Raw genomic sequence first — 16,792 nt, 5'->3', positions numbered from 1 at the left:
ATGTGATTTATGAGCCAGCGCACGCCCCGGCGGTATCTGATGTGCCCGCCGACGTACTTCCGGGTGACGTACTCGATCAACCCGTGGATGGATCCCGCCAAGCCGGTCGACCCGGCGCTCGCCCTGCTCCAGTGGGAAGACCTGCGCGACCGCTACCGCGCCCTCGGGCACACCGTGGAGATCCTCCAGCCCCTCCCCGGCCTCCCCGACATGGTCTTCGCCGCCAACGGCGCCACCGTCGTCGACGGCCGCGTCCTCGGCGCCCGCTTCGCCAACGCCGAGCGCACGGCCGAGGCCCCGGCCCACCGCGAGTGGTTCCTCGGCCGGGGCTTCGCCGAGGTCCACGACCCCGTGCACATCAACGAGGGCGAGGGCGACTTCGTCGTCACCGCTTCCTGGCTGCTGGCCGGCCGGGGCTTCCGCAGCAGCCCGCTGTCGCATGCCGAGGCCCAGGAGTTCTTCGGGCGCCCCGTCATCGGGCTGGAGCTGGTCGACCCGCGCTTCTACCACCTCGACACGGCGCTGGCCGTGCTGTCCGGCGACGACATCATGTACTACCCCGAAGCCTTCTCCCCCGGCAGCCGGGCCGTCCTCGCCCACCTCTTCCCCACCGCGCTCACCGCCACGGCGGACGACGCCGCTGCGCTCGGCCTCAACGCGGTGAGTGACGGCCTGCACGTCCTGCTGCCCGCAGGTGCCGGCGGGCTCTTCCGGCCGCTGCACGACCGGGGCTACGAGCCGGTCGGCGTCGACATGTCCGAGCTTCACAAGGCCGGCGGCAGCGTCAAATGCTGCACGCTCGAGCTCCGCGACTAGCGGTTGCTTCCCCCACCCCGCCCTTTCCCGAAACCGGGGCGCCGCCCCGGCCCCCGCCGGGGGCTGCGCCCCCAGACCCCTCGCCCCCAGACCCCTCGCCCCCGGGCGCTTCGCGCCGGGTGCGCTTCCAACCCGGCGCGATCCGCACCCGGCGACGACGCCTCAGGCCACGGGCCAGGTCCGTCGGGGTGCGCACCGTTGCGGGCGCGGGTGGGCTGGGCCCAGCCTCCCCCACAGCTTCGCGTGGGGGGGACCTCCACCTCGCTTCGCTCGCCGCAGCGGGACGACTGCCCCCAACCCACCAGGAGGGCGCGGGGCCCGGGGCGGTAGCCCCGCAAGAGCTCGGCCGTGGTACGAAGGGGCGCATGCCCCTACGTAGCGCGTATGACGCAGTCATCGTTGGCGGAGGCCACAATGGCCTGGTCGCTGCCGCTTATCTTGCCCGGGCGGGCAGGTCGGTCCTGGTGTTGGAGAGGCTGGAACATACCGGCGGGGCGGCGGTGTCGACGCGGGCGTTCGCGGGGGTGGATGCGCGGTTGTCGCGGTATTCGTATTTGGTGAGCCTGCTGCCGCGGCAGATCGTGGAGGAGCTGGGCCTGAAGTTCGCGACGCGGCGGCGCCGGATCTCGTCGTACACCCCGAAGGGGGAGGGCGGGCTGCTGGTGGATTCGGGGTCGGCGTCGCGTACGCGGGAGAGCTTTGAGCGGGTGACGGGGTCGGACCGGGACTTCGAGTCGTGGCAGCGCTTCTACGGGATGACGCACCGGGTCGCGCAGCGCATCTTCCCGACGCTGACCGGGCCGCTGCCTTCCCGGGCCGAGCTGGAGCGGATCGTGGACGACTTGGAGGCGTGGTCGGCGCTGTTCGAGCGGCCGCTGGGGGAGACGGTGGAGGCGGAGTTCGCGGACGACCTGGTGCGGGGGGTGGTGCTGACGGACGCGCTGATCGGGACGTTCACGTACGCCCATGACCCGTCACTGCTGCAGAACCGCTGTTTTCTCTATCACGTGATCGGCGGCGGCACCGGCGACTGGGATGTGCCGGTCGGCGGCATGGGCGCGCTCACGGACGCGCTGGCGGACGCGGCCCGGGCGGCGGGGGCGGAGATCGTCACGGGGGCGGAGGTGACGGGGATCGAGACGGACGGCGAGCAGGCCGAAGTGACGTACGCCGGCGGCCGGGTGGGGGCGAAGCACGTGCTGGTGAACGCGTCGCCGCACACGCTGGCGGGGCTGCTGGGCGAGCCGGCGCCGCCGAAGCCGGAGGGGGCGCAGCTCAAGGTCAACATGCTGTTGCGCAGGCTGCCGCGGCTGCGGGACAGGGCTGTGGACCCGAGGGAGGCCTTCGCGGGGACGTTCCATATCGCTGAGTCGTACGGGCAGTTGCAGACCGCGTACGAGGAGGCGGCGGCCGGGGCGGTGCCCACCGCACCGCCGTCGGAGATCTACTGCCACAGCCTGACGGACCCGTCGATCCTCTCCCCCGAGCTGGCCGCGCAGGGCACGCACACGCTCACCCTCTTCGGCCTGCATGCCCCGGCGCGGCTGTCCTCGGCCAAGGACGCCCTGCTCAAGGCGACGCTGGCCCAGCTGGACGCCGTCCTCGCCGAACCGCTCACGGACTGCCTGGCGCTGGACGCCGACGGCCGCCCGTGCATCGAGGCGAAGACCCCCGCCGACCTGGAACGGGAGGTCGGGCTGCCCGGCGGTCACATCTTCCACCGGGACCTCTCCTTCCCGTACGCGGGGGAGAACACCGGCCGGTGGGGAGTCGAAACGTCCCGCCCGAACGTCCTGCTCTGTGGCGCGGGCGCCGTCCGCGGTGGCGGGGTCAGTGGCATTCCCGGGCACAATGCTGCGATGGCCGTGCTCGAACGGGAGGGTGACGCATGACGGACAGCGCGACGGCAGGACGACGGCAGTGGATGCCGGTGGTGCGCCGCCGGCGAGCCGCTGGCGCGTCCGGCGCCACGGACGGGCCGCCCCCGCCCCGCAAGTGCACCGATGACGTGGTCGTGGACTGCGCCGTGTACGAGGACGGCATACGGCAGGCGACGCTGCCGCTGCGCGAGGCCAAGAAGGCCGCCCGCGAACGGCCCGGAAGCTTCGCCTGGATCGGCCTCTACCAGCCTGACGCCGAGCATCTGGCCGAGGTCGCCGAGGCCTTCGAGCTGCACCCGCTCGCCGTCGAGGACGCCGTGCACGCCCACCAGCGGCCGAAGCTGGAGCAGTACGGCGAGACGCTCTTCCTCGTCCTGAAGACCATCGTCTTCGTCGAGCACGAGCAGCTGACGGCGACCAGCGAGGTCGTCGACACCGGCGAGATCATGATGTTCATCGGCAAGGACTTCATCGTGGTCGTCCGGCACGGCAGCGCGCCCGGCCTCGGCCGCGTACGGCGCTCCCTGGAGGGCCGGCCGGAGGTGCTCGCGCAGGGCCCGGCCGCTGTCATGCACGCCATAGCCGACCAGGTCGTCGACGACTACCTCGATGTCGCCGACGCCGTCGAGCTGGACGTCGAGCAGCTGGAGGCCGACGTCTTCTCGGCCGGACACGGCGACGACGCGGAGCGCATCTACCAGCTCAAACGCGAGCTCATCGAGTTCAAGCGGGCCGTCCAGCCCATGGCCCGCCCCCTGCAACGCCTCGCCGAGGAGCCCTTCCCCTGCATCGGCCCCGAGGCCGGCCGCTACCTCCGTGACGTCCACGACCACCTCACCCAGGTCCGCGAACGCCTCGCCGGCTACAGCGAACTCGTCGACGGCCTCCTCGCGGCCAACCTCAGTCAGCTCGCCGTCCAGCAGAACGTCGACATGCGCCGCATCAGCGCCGGCGCCGCCATCCTGGCCATCCCGACGATGATCGCCGGCTTCTACGGCATGAACTTCCAGCACATGCCCGAGCTGGGCTGGCTCTACGGCTACCCGCTGATGATGGTCGTCACGGCGACGCTGTCCTACACCGCGTACCGGGCCTTCCGCCGGGTCGGCTGGCTGTAGGGCCAACGGCCGGTCCTGTGCTCGTTGGGTACCGAGCGCTTGGGCGCACCGGATCGGCCATTCGGCCGACCCGCCGGACAGCTTGCATCGCATAGCCTCGCCGCGTGGAGAACGCGCACAACCCGCCGACCGCGGACCCCGCGGATACCAACCCCCTCCCCCGGCCCGTACAGAGGCTCCTCGCCTCCGCGCTGTACGCGGTGCTCACCCTGGTGTGGCTGCTCGACCTGGAGTCCACCGAGGGGTTGCGCACCGCGCAGTACGACTGGCTGCCTCCCCTGGTGGCCCAGCCGGTGGCCGCCGTGCTGCTGTTCGTGCCCGACCGGTGGCTGTCCCTTGAGCGGCGCGCCTGGGCGGCGGCGTGTGGTTCGCTGGCGGTGACGGGCGGGATGCTGCTCGCCTGGCGGGACGGCGGCGGCCACTGGGGCCTGCTGGAGACGGTGTGCCTGCTGATCATGCTGGCGCGGACCTGCCGGTGGGTCAGGCGTCCGTTCGTCGCCGTCGCGCTCGGGGCCGCGGTGTGGACTGCCGCGTGACGAAGGTGCCGCGGGCCGGCTCGGCGTTGGAACGCCGGCTCCACGCTGCGATGGCCGAGGCCTACGGCCTTGGCGATCCTGACGCCTCTGATGCGCGCCGGCTCGCCGGGATAAGCAACCACTGGGCGCCGTTCCGCAGTTGGGTCGCGCTACTGCTCCGTACCCGCCGCGAGGAGAACGCCGGGCCGGCAGCCCGCGGTCGCTCGGTGCGGTAGTGCCCGCGGCGGTCAAGGCCGCCGGCGCTGCAACCGCCACAGCGAAGCGGTCAAAGGTCGGTTCAGCCTGATCCCCGCGCTGGATCGCCACCGCCTCCAGCTAAGTCAAGAGCGTTCCAGTCACCGATTGGCATCGGTTCCTCTGGATCGGCCATTGCCAGAGGCAGGCGGGAAAATTGACGCAGATGTTAGGCGACGGTGTCGTTGAAGTTTCAGAAAGAAGCGCGGTAGTCTCCGGGCAGTTGGCTCAGTGATCGACACAATGCGGTCGGTCGGTCTGTCTTGATCCGCTTCGTTCCGGAATCAGTCTCAAACGGATACCAAGTGCCTGGTCAAGAATGTCGGCGGTGTCCCCCTTCGGCCGGTTCACAGCTTCCGGTCGGCCCGTTCGGCTGCCGGGGCGTCCTGATGCCGAGGAGAAGCAACACAGGAGGGCTTGGTGTCCGTGGACGAGGTGAACGGGCCCGCGCGGCTGGACCCGGCGCAGCGCGACCGGCGCGGCTGGCGGGGCATAACCGACCGATGGCCGTTCCGGCTCAAGCTCAACGTGCTGGTCGGCGTGCCGCTGGTGGTGATCTGCCTGCTGATGGCCGATGTGATCAGCGGCCTGGTGGGGCAGGCCCAGGACGCCGCCGCGGACGCCCAGTTGGTCCGCGACAGCCGGCCGGTCGCCGAGCTCGTCGACCGGCTGCAGAGCGAGCATCAGCAGGCGCTGCTGCTGTCAGTGCGGTACGAGGCCGGCACCTCCGGCGAGCGCCCCTCGCTCACGGCCTACCAGAAGGCCCAGGCCGCAGTGGACACCCAAGTCGTCACGGTCCGTGAGAGCTTCGGCACCAGCCTGTCCACCAACGAGGCGCTGGCCCTCAAGCAGGTCGGCGGCCTGAGCAGCCTGCGGGCCACCGTCGAGCGGAGCTACCTGCCCACCGCCAAGATCGACCAGGCGTACCTCCCGCCCGTGGACGGCCTGATCAATGGCCTCGGCCTCGTCCACAACATGCACGACACCATCACCGCCATCCAGCTGGACTCGCTGCTGCAGGCAGCAACCTCCTACCGATCCTTCGAGACCGCGGTGTTCTCCGCGCAGACCGGCGACGCCAACGCGCTGACCGAGTTCATCAACGCGGTCGGCGACAACAAGCTCTTCACCTACCAGGCCGCCCGCTTCGGCCGGTTCTCCACCGAAGCGCAGAGCACCGAACTCGCCAGGGTCCAGCAGACCCCTGTGTGGAACACCATCCTGTCGCAGTACGCGGGGCTGCAGGTCGACCCCAGCGCTCTGCGGGTCCAGGGGCCGGAACAGATTCAGAAGGCGTTCACCAAGGCCCTGCGGTCGTACCCGGACTACCAGACACAGGCGCAGAACCGGCTGGTAATCACCGGCTCACTGATCGGCCAGATCGCCGACCACGTCGACCAGGCGTCCAGCAACGCATGGTGGCGGGCCGCCTGGCTGCTCGTCAGCGTGCTGCTGGCGTTCGCCCTCTGGCTGGCCTTCTCGGTGGTCATCCGCCGCTCGGTGGTCCGCCCGGTGCAGGCCCTCACCGCCGCCGCCACCCAGGTGGCCGAGGTCGCCGGCGAGGAACTCGCCAGGGTGGCCGACGACGACACCGACGACGCGAGCCCGCCCCGACTGCGCAAGGTGCCGGTCACGGCGCGCGACGAGATCGGTGACCTGGCGGACGCCTTCAACCGGGTTCAGACCGCCGCCGCCGCGCTGCTCGAACGCCAGGTGCTCAGCCGCCGCAACGTGGCCGAGATGTTCGGCAACGTCGGCCGCCGGGTGAGCAATCTGACCGCCCGCCAGCTCACCCTGATCGACGCCGTCGAGCGCGGCGAGACCAACCCCGACCTGCTCAACCGCCTCTACCGCATCGACCACCTCGCGGTACGCCTGCAGCGCAACGCGGACAGCCTGATGCTGCTGGCCGGCGTCCGCGAAACAGGCCTGGACGCCGGGCCCACCGCGCTCACCAACGTCGTACGGGCCGCGCTCGGGCAGATCGAGGGCTACCAGCGGGTCTCCCTGGACGGCGACAGGGATGTCACGGTGGCTCCCGACATCATCGCTGACCTGACCTTGATGATCGCCGAGCTCCTGGAGAATGCGGTGGCGTTCTCCCCGGCCCACAGCCCCGTCGAGGTGGTGGTGAGCAGCGGGGCCGAGGGCGCCCTGATCGAAATCAGCGACCACGGGCTGGGCATGAGCGAGGAACGGCTCGCCGAGGAGAACTCCCGGCTGATCCGCCGCGAACGCCTCGATCTGGCGCCCACCAAGGTGCTCGGCCTGTTCGTCGTCGGCAGCCTGGCCCGCCGCTGGGGTGTCCGCGTCACCCTGAGCCGTACACCGGGCGGCGGTGTCACCAGCCGGGTGGCGATCCCCTCGGCGCTGCTGCTCCTGATGAGCCCCTTCGCGGAGGACATCGGCCCGGCACACGACACCGACCGCCCCGGCGCTCGGGACGCCGACGCCAGGGCCGCGCTGCCGCAGCTGTCCTCGGCGGACCGCCGTCCGCAGGCGCCCGCGCTCCTCGCGGCGGCGCTCCCGCAACCTCGCGCCGCGCTGCCGCCCGCCGACGCCGACGACCACCGGCGTCCTGAAACGGCTCCGCTGCCGCAGCGCGTCCCCCAGCGGCAACATCCCTCGGCTGACCCCGCGGCCGGTGCCTCCCAGCCCACGGCCCGGCAACCCGCGGCCGCCGAACCTGCCGCCCAGCACTCCGCCGGTGAACCGGAGGACGGCGGGTCACGTCCGCTGCACCGCCGGGTGCGTGGAGCCACGCTCCACGCGACGCTGGGCGAGACCCGGGGACGCGGGGCACGCGAGGCGCCTCGCATCGTCGATGCGGAGGCGGTCCGCTCGGAACTCGACGAGTTCGAAGCTGCTGTGGCACGCGCGCACCGCGACAGCGCCGACGCCACGGCCCCCAGCACCGCCCAGCAGCAAGCAGGGCTTCCGGAAGGAGCGGAGCAGTGACAACGCCGACAAGTGACACCTCGACCGAGCAGGCCACGCCCGGCGATCTGCGGGCCGCCGCAGCCGACTTCACCTGGCTGCTGAGCCGTTTCGCCACCGAGACCGCGGGGGTGGTGGACGCTATCGCCGTATCCTCCGACGGACTGTTGATCGCGGTCTCGCAGCTACGTGACAGCTCGGACTCCGACCGGCTCGCCGCCATCGTCTCCGGCATGACCAGCCTGGCGGCCGGCGTCGCGGGCAACTACGGTCTCGGTGGCCTCAACAAGGTGATCATCGATCTGGAGGAGGGACATGTCCTGGTCTCCGCGATCGGCAGCGGCGCCGTGCTCGGTGTGGTCACCTCCAAGGAGGCCAAGCTGGGGAACATCGCGTACGAGATGACCGTCTTCGCCAACCGGGCAGGCGCCGCGCTGAGCCCGCAGCTCGTCCTCGAACTGAAGAACAACGTCGGTTCCAGATCCGCCGGGTGACCGGTACCGGGGAGGGATCCGGGGTTAGGGGAAGGAGGGCCCATGACGGCCGGCGACACGCAAGCCGACGGGGACGCCGTCTCGGGCCTGGCCGCAGACCCGGTCGGGCGCGCCCCCGCCGTGCGGCCGTTCCTGGTCACCGCGGGCCGGGTGGCGAGCACCAGGGCCGGCACGCCGATGCCCCTGGAGACCCAGGTCGTATCGACCGCGGCGGGCATCGTGGGCATGGAGCGCCTGGCCTTCGAGCGGCGCGACATTGTCGCGCTGTGCCGGCAGCCGCAGTCGCTCGCGGAGGTCGCGGCCCGGCTGCGGCTGCATCTGAACGTGGTTCGCGTCCTGGCCGAGGACCTGGAGTCCACCGGCGACCTGTCGGTGTACGTACCCAGGTCCGAGGCCGCCAACGACCTCTCCATACTGCGCAGGGTTATCGATGGTCTGCGGACCATCCCCGACTTCCGGGAGACAACTCCGTGACACCAACCGAGACCGCTGCCCGCGGCCGCGCCCAGCAGACCGCCGACCGGCCGCCGCTGCCGGTCAAGCTGGTCATCGCGGGCGGCTTCGGGGTGGGCAAGACCACGACCGTCGGCTCCATCTCCGAGATCGCCCCGCTGACCACCGAAGCGGCCATCACCGAGGTCGCGGCGGGCGTGGACGACCTCAGCCACACGCCGCGCAAGACGACCACCACGGTCGCCATGGACTTCGGCTGCATCACCATCGACCCGACCCTGAAGCTCTACCTGTTCGGCACCCCCGGCCAGGAGCGGTTCGGCTTCATGTGGGACGACTTGGTCGAGGGGGCGCTCGGCGGGCTCGTCATCGTCGACACCCGGCGGCTGGACGACTGCTACGCCGCGGTCGACTACTTCGAGCACAAGCAGATCCCGTTTGTCGTCGCGGTCAACGCCTTCGACGGCAAGGTCGAGCACGACCTGGACCAGGTCCGCTGGGCGCTCGACGTCGCCGACCAGGTCCCCCTGGTCACCTTCGACGCCCGCCGGCGCGGCTCGGTACGTGACGCGCTGCTGGCCGTCCTGGAACTGGCGCTGGAGCGTGCCGAGGGCTGACGACTGCCGCAGACCGAGAACCGAGGACCGAGAACCGAGGAAAACACTTTCGGAAAGCCACCAAACCCAAACGCCCACTTGGGGGCCTTAGCGGTCCGGCTGTTCCCAGGCGTCGCCCCAGTCCGCGTCGCGCGCGGCGCGGTACGCGTCGCCGTGCCGCTTGGTGACCGTCTTGCGGCGCAGGCCATCCTCCACGGTGCACAGGTCGAGCAGGACCTGCCCCTTGCGGATCTGGGGGTGCCGGACGACCCGCGCGGGGGCGGGAGTCGCGGGGAAGCGGGCGGCGGCGACGTAGCTGAACTTCTCGTCCTCGTAGGGGAGGGAGCCGCCCTTGACCTGGCGGTGGAGCGAGGAGCGGGTGACGCGGACGGCGAAGTGGCACCAGTCGGGTGCCTGGACCGGGCAGGCCGCGTTGTGCGGGCAGGGGGCGAGGACGGTGTAGCCGGCGGCGATGAGCTGGTCCCGGGCGGCGAGGACGCGGGCGTAGCCGTCGGGGGTGCCGGGCTCGACGACGAGGACGGCACCCTTGGCGGCGCGGGCGGCTTCGGCGATCACGGCCGCGCGGTCGGGGTCGGCCAGCTCTCCGATGACGTACGAGACCGTGATGAGGTCGGCCTCCGGGAGGCGTGCTGCGGAGGCGCCGCCGAGCGGGGCCCTGCGCCACTGGGCTTCCCGTACGGAAGCCCATTCGGCGCCGGCGGCCAGCTCGCGGCCGAGGTCGAGTGCCGCCTGCGACCAGTCCAGGACGGTGCTGGTGTGCGCGGCTTCGGCGTCCGCCCAGGCGTCGGCGACCGCCCAGGTCGCGGCGCCGGTGCCGCCGCCGACGTCCAGGTGGGTCGCGGGGGTCCACTCCCCCGCCCGGGCGCGGAATTCGCCGAGCGCGGCCCGTACGGCGGCGTGGGTGGCGGGCATCCGGTAGGCCGCGTAGGCAGCGACGTCGGAGCGGTCGCGGAGGATGGGCGTCTTGCCGGCCGTACGCCCCCGGTAGGTGGCGATCAGCCGGTCGACGGCCTGGGCGGCGCGGCCCGGCGGCATTCCGTCGAGGAGGTCCGCGAGGGCGGCTTGCAGAGTGGACACAAGCGTCAAGGGTAAGGGGCGGGCGCCAATGGCACCCGCCCCTTACCGATCAGCCCCGGAGGGCGAAGCTCAGCTCACGGCCGGCTGCTCGTCGGCGACGGGCGGGACAGGCGGGACCGCCGCGTCAGCGGCGTCGACCGGGTCGGCGTGGTCGAAGTGGCCCAGGGCCTCGTACTGAGCCGAGGCCTCGCGTGACGAAGGTGTAGAAGACGCCGGCGGAGGTCACCCGGCGGCTCATCGCGATGTATCCAACGGAGAAGATCGTCAGCGCAAGGGTGGCCAGCAGGAACGCGGCGGGCGCGCTGTATCCCGAACCCATCACGGCGACGGGGACGTTGAAGAGCATCGCCGTCATGGGCGCCGCGCCCGTGACGATGCAGAAGATGACGCCCGGCAGCCCCAGCGCGCCGGAGGCGAGTCGGTGGGACGCCTCGGTCGTCTCCGGTGCCGCAGGGGCTACGCCTTCTTGTACTGCCATCGAGTGGCCCCTCTCCGCGTTTCGCTGCATGTTGTCTGTTGCGTCCTGCGAACCGCATGGTGACAGCCCAAATGCATCGTTCTGCTGGTCAGCGCGTTAACTCCGCGTCAACTACGGGCAGGAAAGGAACGTCTGTGTTAACTCTCCGTCGCCGCGTGGACCGGCGGCCCGGGCCCTCCTACCGTCGGCCCTGGGACAGAAACGAACGGAGCACCACACAGATGAGCGGTTACACCGCCACGCTCGGCGGTCGCCAGTACCGCTTCGCAGGCCTCGGGCCGCTGCTGGCCGCCGCGAGCCCGGAGCGTTCCGGCGACCGGCTGGCCGGGCTCGCCGCCGAGTCGGCGCAACAGCGGGTCGCCGCGCGACTGGCGCTGGCAGAAGTGCCGTTGGAGCGCTTCCTGGCCGAGCCGGTGATTCCGTACGAGGACGATGACGTGACCCGGCTCATCCTCGACAGCCACGACGCCGCCGCCTTCGCGCCGGTGGCGGGGCTGACGGTCGGCGAGTTCCGCGACTGGCTGTTGTCGGAGGCCGCCGACGCGATCGCGCTGGCCGCCGTCGCGCCCGGCATCACGCCGGAGATGGCGGCCGCCGTCTCCAAACTCATGGGCAACGCCGACCTCGTCGCCGTCGCCCGCAAGGTGCGGGTCGTGACCGCCTTCCGCTCGACAATCGGCCTGCCCGGCCGGATCTCGACCCGCCTCCAGCCCAACCACCCCACCGACGACCCGGCGGGCGTGGCGGCGGCACTGCTCGACGGTCTGCTGCTGGGCTCCGGCGACGCCGTCATCGGCATCAACCCGGCGACCGACAGCCCGAAGGCCGTACGCGATCTGCTGGAGTTGCTGGACGGGGTGATCGAGCGGTACGCCATCCCGACCCAGTCCTGCGTCCTGTCCCACGTCACCACCAGCATCGGCCTCATGGAGCGCGGCGCGCCCGTCGACCTGGTCTTCCAGTCCATCGCCGGCACCCAGGCCGCCAACGCCTCCTTCGGCGTCACGCTGGGCCTGCTGGACGAGGCTTACGAAGCGGTGAGCGCCCTCGGGCGGGGCACGGTGGGCCAGAACGCGCTGTACTTCGAGACCGGGCAGGGCAGCGCGCTGTCCGCCGACGCGCATCACGGGGTGGACCAGCAGACGGTGGAGGCACGGGCCTACGCGGTGGCCCGGCGCTACGATCCGCTGCTGGTCAACACGGTGGTCGGCTTTATCGGCCCGGAGTATCTCTACGACGGCCGGCAGATCCTGCGGGCGGCCCTGGAGGACCACTTCTGCGGCAAGCTGCTCGGGCTGCCGATGGGCCTGGACATCTGCTACACCAACCACGCGGACGCGGATGACGACGACATCGCGACGATGCTGACCATGCTGGGCGTGGCGGGGGCATCGTTCGTGATCTGCACGCCGGGCGGCGACGACATCATGCTCAACTACCAGTCGGCCTCGTACCACGACGCGTTGTATCTGCGGGAGGTGCTGGGGCTGCGCCCCGCGCCGGAGTTCGAGGCCTGGCTGGACCGGATCGGGCTGCTCGACGAGCGCGGCGGCATACGCGACGTCACCGGCACCGCCCACCCGCTGAAGGAGCTGGCCGCATGACCGACCTCGTCGCCCAGGCCACGGACGCCACGATGTGGGCCGCCCTTCGCCGCCACACCCAGGCCCGTATCGGGCTCGGGCGGGCGGGTTCTGGGCTGCCCACCCAGCACCGGCTCGCGCTCCAGGCCGCGCACGCCGCCGCCCGGGACGCCGTCCACTCCCCCTTCGACGCCGATGCGGTGGCCGGCGCGCTGACCGGGGTGCCGACGCTGCGGGTGCGCAGCGCCGCCCCCGACCGGCTCACCTACCTCCAACGGCCCGACCTGGGCCGGCGGCTGGACCCCGCCGACCGCGCCCGGCTGCCGCGCGGCGACTGGGACCTGGTCTTCGTCATCGCCGACGGCCTCTCCAGCCGCGCCGTCCACGACCACGCCGCCCCCGTCCTCCGCGCCACCGCCGCCCTCCTCCCCGGCCCCGGCTGGCGCACCGCCCCCGTCGTCCTCGCCGAACAGGCCCGCGTCGCCCTCGGCGACGACATCGCCCACGCCCTCGGCGCCACCATGGTCGTCGTCCTCATCGGCGAACGCCCCGGCATGTCAGCCGCCGACTCCCTCGGCGCGTACCTCACCTACCGCCCCCGCCCGGGTGCCACCACCGACGCCGACCGCAACTGCCTCTCCAACATCCGGCCCCCGCTGGGTCTTTCCCACTCCGACGCCGCGACGAAGCTCGCCGCCCTCATGCGCCGGGCCCGAGAGCTGGAGCTCACGGGCGTGGCGTTGAAGGACGAGTCCGACGAAGCGGCGCCTCTGGCCCCGTAGAACCAACCGGGTTGGGGTAGGCCGTCCGCCTGAGGCGGGACGGGCTGGCCGACCCGGCCGCGCCGGCGACGGGGCTCACCCCGGCGGTGGGTGGCCGGGGGTGCGTCGACTGCCGACGGCCCATGGCCGGGTTGTGCCAGCCCGTTCCTCCCCCAGACTTCGTCCGGGGGTACCCCCAGCGCCTTGCGATGCACCGCACCAGGGGGTCCCCCCGGCCGAAGGCTGGGGGAGCCGCGGCACCCGACCCTGATCCGCCGGACAGGCCCTAATGCGAGCGGCCCTGCTGCCCTACGCGTCGCGGTGAACGGAACCCCTCCTCGCGTCCCCGGCGCCGCTCACAGCGGCGCCGGGGACGTGGCGCCGGAGATCAGCAGGTGAGGGGAACCGCTGCCGTCGGCGGGCACGCTCCACAGGTCGCTGCTGCCGACCTTGCCGTCGGAGGGTCGGGCGTAGGCAATGGTGTGGTCATCGAGCCAGGTGGCCTGGTCGTCGACGCTGTGCTGTTCGGCGAGCGGTGTCGCGTGGAGGGTGCTCAGGTCGAGGACGTACTCGTGCCAGAGGGCCGCGCCGGGCAGGGTCCGCTTCTTGAAGGCGATGCGCTTGCCGTCCGGGGACAGCGAGGGACATTCGACGTTCTGGACCAGGGTGGTGACGGTACGCCGGGAAAGGGATCCCCGGACGAGGTAGGTGCGGTTGGAGGTGCTGAGGGTGGCGTAGAAGGTGTCGTCGTCGGCCGCGAAGGTGACACCCCAGAAGTTGATGTCCGAGGCGTGGTAGGGCTTGCCGTCCAGGAGTACGGAGTACGTCTCCAGGCTCGGCGTGAGTCGCATGGTGCGCGTGTCCAGGATCGAGGTCCGGGTGGAGAAGAAGGCGGAGCTGTAGGACTCGCCGGACACGAAGACTGTCCAGGTGACGAAGTTGCCGCTGGGCGAGACCCGGGCCCGGCTGGGGGTGCCCGCGAGCGGGAAGCTGCGCAGGGTGTGCAGGTTGGCGTCCAGGAGCAGGGCCCGGTTGCTCTGCTTGAGCACGCCGGGGACGGACTGGAGGCAGATGCCGGTGCCCGCGGCGGCGTAGAAGCGCTGGCACTTCAGGCTCGAGGCGGTCCGCCCGGCCGCGGGGTCGGCGGCCGGGACCGAGGCGAGTGCGGCGCGGTGCGGGCCTGAGGCCGCGTTGAGGAAGGCCAGGCGCCCTGTCTGCTTCAGCGTCACCTTGCCCGCGCTGACCGAGGGTCCGCCCGCCTGGGGCTGGTTCTCCCGGGCCGCGCGGGAGGCCGCGTGCAGAACCACTCCGGTTCCCAGGCCCGCGAGGAGCAGCACCGCCGTGACGAGTATGAGCAGACGGCGTAGCGGCGTCATCGGGATCCTTGCGGGCGTCGGAGCGGAAGTGCGGGTGCGGGTGGGTGTGGAGGTCATCGGTGTCCGCCCGTCGGCCGCAGCACGACGCCGGCGACGGCCGCGCAGCAGAGCAGGCCGACTGCGGAGCCGGCCAGCGCCCGGCCGTCCCCCCAGACGGTCCAGGCCGCGCCGAAGGCCAGCGAGCAGCAGAAGCGGGCCAGCGCCTGGCCGGTGCCGACGATGGCGAGGCCGCTGGCGCGCAGTTCCTCGGGCACGATGTCGGCGACCGCGGCCGGCAGGACGCCGTCGGTGGCCGCGTAGAACGTGCCGTGCAGGGCCAGTACGAGGTAGGGCAGGGCAGGCGTGGCCGGGGCCCACAGCAGCAGGGCGTAGCCGATGAGCAGCCCCCCATGTCCGGCGAGGAATACGCCACGTCGCCCGACCCGGTCGGCCAGGGCGCCGACGGGCACGGCCAGCAGCAGGAACACGGCGGCGGTGCCCAGCGGCAGCAGCGGGAACCACTGCTCGCCAATGCCGCCGCGTCGTTGCAGCAGCAAATAGACGAAGGCGTCGCTGACTGTGGTCAGGCCGAGCAGTGCGGCGCAGCCGGCGAGCGCCCGCAGGCGCGGCAAGCGCAGCAGCGCCAGCGCTTCGCGAACGCGGACGGGTCGCCGGTCCGCGGCCTCACCACCGTCAGCGTCGCCTTCTGCGCCGCCCTCGGCAGCCTGTGTACCGCGCGGCTTCCCCGGCACGAACAGCACCAGCACCAGCACGCCGAGTGCGGCGACGCAGGCGCTCACCCCGAAGACGGCGTCGTAGCCGTCGACCGTCGCGCGCAGGATCAGGAAGGCCGCGAGAGGTCCGAGCATCGCGCCGGTGGTGTCCATCGCCCGGTGTACGCCGAAGGCCCGGCCCTGGTTCTCCCGTGGTGTGGACAGGGAGATCATCGCGTCGCGCGGGGCGGTGCGCAGGCCCTTGCCGGTACGCTCCAGGGCGAGCACCGTCCCCAGCGACCCGAGGCCGCTGGCGAGCAGCAGCAGCGGTTTGCACAGTGCGGACAGGCCATAGCCGAATCCGGCTATCAGCTTGTGGTTCCGCACCCGGTCGGAGAGGTGACCGCCGGCCAGCTGTACCAGTGCGCTGACGCCGTTGTACACGCCGTCGAGGGTGCCGAAGCCCAGTGGACTGAAGCCGAGCCTCGTGACGAGGTAGAGCGGCAGCACGGCGGTGACCATCTCCGAGGAGATGTCGGTGATCAGACTGACCGCGCCCAGCGCGAACACGATCGGGGCGACCTTCGGTATCAGGCCGCGGGTGCGGACCGACGCGGTGTTCACCCCGCCGGGGGTGGATGAGCGGTCGGCGAGATACATGACCAGGAACTCCAGGTGCAGTGCGGTGCGGCAGTGCGGTGCCGGTGATGCCTTGTTCCGCGATCTTGTTCCGTAATCAGTCCTGCCGGCTGCTCTCGTCCCGCAGCCACGTGCCGAAGTCCTGCGCCCGGATGGCTTTCCTGGCCCCCCGCCGGGCGATGACCGCCGCCGCGACGAAGACGACGACGCCCGCGAACAGCCTCGGCTGCTTACGCAACATCGCGCGGAGGTCCGCCTTGCTCGTTCGAGCCGAGGCCACCGCCGGCCCTGCCTCCGGCCGCTGGTGGCCCTCCAGTTGGGCGGTGGAGACGGCTGCCCGGATCCGTCGCCTGATCAGGTCGGACCATGTACGTGGCGGCTGGATGACGACGGCCGCCGTGCCGACCACGAGCCGCTCGTCCGGTGCGAAGGCCAGGGATGCGGCCAGGTCGTCCGCCATCAGCGGCGGCAGTGCGGCGATTCGGGCGTGCCCCGCCTCCGACACCGCGATGACGCCTCTGCCGAACAGCCCGTCACGTACTGCCGGCAGCCGCTGCCACACCTGGTAGTAGACACGCACCCGCCACGCGCAGGCGGCCAGCGGGAGCTCCCTTTCGGGGGCTGTGGCGAGGATGGCCGGGGAATCCTTCGGGGACGCAGTCAACAAGGGATCGGTCAGTGCCCGCACGTCCGCGCCCGCGATCACGACATCGGCGTCCACGTACAGGCGCGGGAAGCCGCGCGCGTGCTCATCGCCCGCCCGCAGCGCCGCATGCTTCGAGGGTATGGGGGTCTCGACCACCCTGACCCGGGCGCCGCGAGCGCCCGCGACCTGCGCGGTTTCATCCGTACAGCCGTTGCACACGACCACGATGTCGATCTCGTCATCGGAGGAGTCGGCCAGAAGCGAGTCGAGGAGCCGGCCGATGACTCGTGCCTCGTTGTGGGCCGGGATCACGATGCTCGTCACTGGGGCAGTATGCCGTCATACGTAACGTGGCGCTGCGCGTTTCGCCCAACCGTTCCCGTTACTGAGGCCCGTGGTCTAGATTGAGCGTCGGCGGGCCGGTTTGGGCAGAGCGAGTGCCTCTGAACTGACCG

The 16,792-nt window shown here is 71.7% G+C and carries 15 protein-coding genes; 10 read left to right on the top strand and 5 right to left on the bottom strand.

Going from position 1 to position 16,792, the window contains the following annotated elements; genetic code table 11:
* Positions 1-9: 9 nt before the first annotated feature.
* From ddaH to EFK10_RS37465, 8 genes are all read left to right on the top strand, one after another.
* Positions 10-816, top strand: coding sequence for a dimethylargininase (ddaH, locus tag EFK10_RS37500; protein ID WP_127360118.1), 807 nt, complete (start codon positions 10-12; stop codon positions 814-816).
* Between the two features lie 365 nt (positions 817-1,181).
* Positions 1,182-2,708 (top strand): phytoene desaturase family protein, encoded by a 1,527-nt coding sequence (locus tag EFK10_RS37495; protein WP_127360117.1) that lies wholly within the window; start codon positions 1,182-1,184, stop codon positions 2,706-2,708.
* Positions 2,705-3,814: a magnesium and cobalt transport protein CorA gene (locus tag EFK10_RS37490; protein WP_127360116.1), complete on the top strand. Its 1,110-nt coding sequence runs from the start codon at positions 2,705-2,707 to the stop codon at positions 3,812-3,814. The genes EFK10_RS37495 and EFK10_RS37490 overlap by 4 nt, the downstream gene beginning before the upstream one ends.
* A gap of 104 nt (positions 3,815-3,918) precedes the next feature.
* Positions 3,919-4,350 carry a hypothetical protein gene (locus EFK10_RS37485; RefSeq protein ID WP_127360115.1) on the top strand — a complete coding sequence of 144 codons (432 nt, stop codon included), beginning with the start codon at positions 3,919-3,921 and terminating at the stop codon, positions 4,348-4,350.
* A 654-nt stretch (positions 4,351-5,004) separates the two neighbouring features.
* The gene (locus tag EFK10_RS37480) at positions 5,005-7,542 is read left to right on the top strand and encodes an ATP-binding protein (protein ID WP_127360114.1); all 2,538 of its coding nucleotides are present in this window, start codon (positions 5,005-5,007) and stop codon (positions 7,540-7,542) included.
* Positions 7,539-8,015 carry a roadblock/LC7 domain-containing protein gene (locus tag EFK10_RS37475; protein ID WP_127360113.1) on the top strand — a complete coding sequence of 159 codons (477 nt, stop codon included), beginning with the start codon at positions 7,539-7,541 and terminating at the stop codon, positions 8,013-8,015. Before EFK10_RS37480 ends, EFK10_RS37475 begins: the two co-directional genes overlap by 4 nt.
* 42 nt (positions 8,016-8,057) lie before the next feature.
* A complete protein-coding gene (locus EFK10_RS37470; RefSeq protein ID WP_127360112.1) occupies positions 8,058-8,489 on the top strand; it encodes a DUF742 domain-containing protein in 432 nt (143 codons plus the stop codon).
* A complete protein-coding gene (locus EFK10_RS37465; protein WP_127360111.1) occupies positions 8,486-9,085 on the top strand; it encodes a GTP-binding protein in 600 nt (199 codons plus the stop codon). The genes EFK10_RS37470 and EFK10_RS37465 overlap by 4 nt, the downstream gene beginning before the upstream one ends.
* An 87-nt stretch (positions 9,086-9,172) precedes the next feature.
* Here the strand turns inward: EFK10_RS37465 and EFK10_RS37460 are convergent, their stop codons facing one another.
* Positions 9,173-10,120 carry a small ribosomal subunit Rsm22 family protein gene (locus EFK10_RS37460; protein ID WP_127360187.1) on the bottom strand — a complete coding sequence of 316 codons (948 nt, stop codon included), beginning with the start codon at positions 10,118-10,120 and terminating at the stop codon, positions 9,173-9,175.
* Between the two features lie 166 nt (positions 10,121-10,286).
* Entirely contained in the window at positions 10,287-10,640 is a 354-nt protein-coding gene (locus EFK10_RS37455) for a hypothetical protein (protein WP_127360110.1), read from the bottom strand.
* 221 nt (positions 10,641-10,861) lie between these two features.
* Here EFK10_RS37455 and EFK10_RS37450 point away from each other — a divergent pair, with 221 nt between their 5' ends.
* Both EFK10_RS37450 and eutC read left to right on the top strand, forming a co-directional pair.
* Entirely contained in the window at positions 10,862-12,244 is a 1,383-nt protein-coding gene (locus EFK10_RS37450; protein WP_127360109.1) for an ethanolamine ammonia-lyase subunit EutB, read from the top strand.
* On the top strand, positions 12,241-13,005 hold the full coding sequence (gene eutC, locus EFK10_RS37445) for an ethanolamine ammonia-lyase subunit EutC (RefSeq protein ID WP_127360108.1): 765 nt from the start codon (positions 12,241-12,243) through the stop codon (positions 13,003-13,005). The genes EFK10_RS37450 and eutC overlap by 4 nt, the downstream gene beginning before the upstream one ends.
* Positions 13,006-13,340: 335 nt before the next feature.
* Here eutC and EFK10_RS37440 read toward each other — a convergent pair whose 3' ends face one another.
* From EFK10_RS37440 to EFK10_RS37430, 3 genes are all read right to left on the bottom strand, one after another.
* Positions 13,341-14,360 (bottom strand): TolB-like translocation protein, encoded by a 1,020-nt coding sequence (locus EFK10_RS37440; RefSeq protein ID WP_127360107.1) that lies wholly within the window; start codon positions 14,358-14,360, stop codon positions 13,341-13,343.
* Positions 14,361-14,413: 53 nt separating this feature from the next.
* On the bottom strand, positions 14,414-15,712 hold the full coding sequence (locus EFK10_RS37435; RefSeq protein WP_206305743.1) for an MFS transporter: 1,299 nt from the start codon (positions 15,710-15,712) through the stop codon (positions 14,414-14,416).
* A gap of 76 nt (positions 15,713-15,788) precedes the next feature.
* The gene (locus EFK10_RS37430; RefSeq protein ID WP_127360106.1) at positions 15,789-16,661 is read right to left on the bottom strand and encodes a glycosyltransferase; all 873 of its coding nucleotides are present in this window, start codon (positions 16,659-16,661) and stop codon (positions 15,789-15,791) included.
* Positions 16,662-16,792: the final 131 nt, after the last annotated feature.

The sequence above is a fragment of the Streptomyces soli genome (assembly GCF_003999195.1).
GTDB lineage: Bacteria > Actinomycetota > Actinomycetes > Streptomycetales > Streptomycetaceae > Actinacidiphila > Actinacidiphila soli.
The sequence above is the reverse complement of the archived record's forward strand: the minus strand, read 5'-3'. Positions and strand labels throughout refer to the sequence as shown.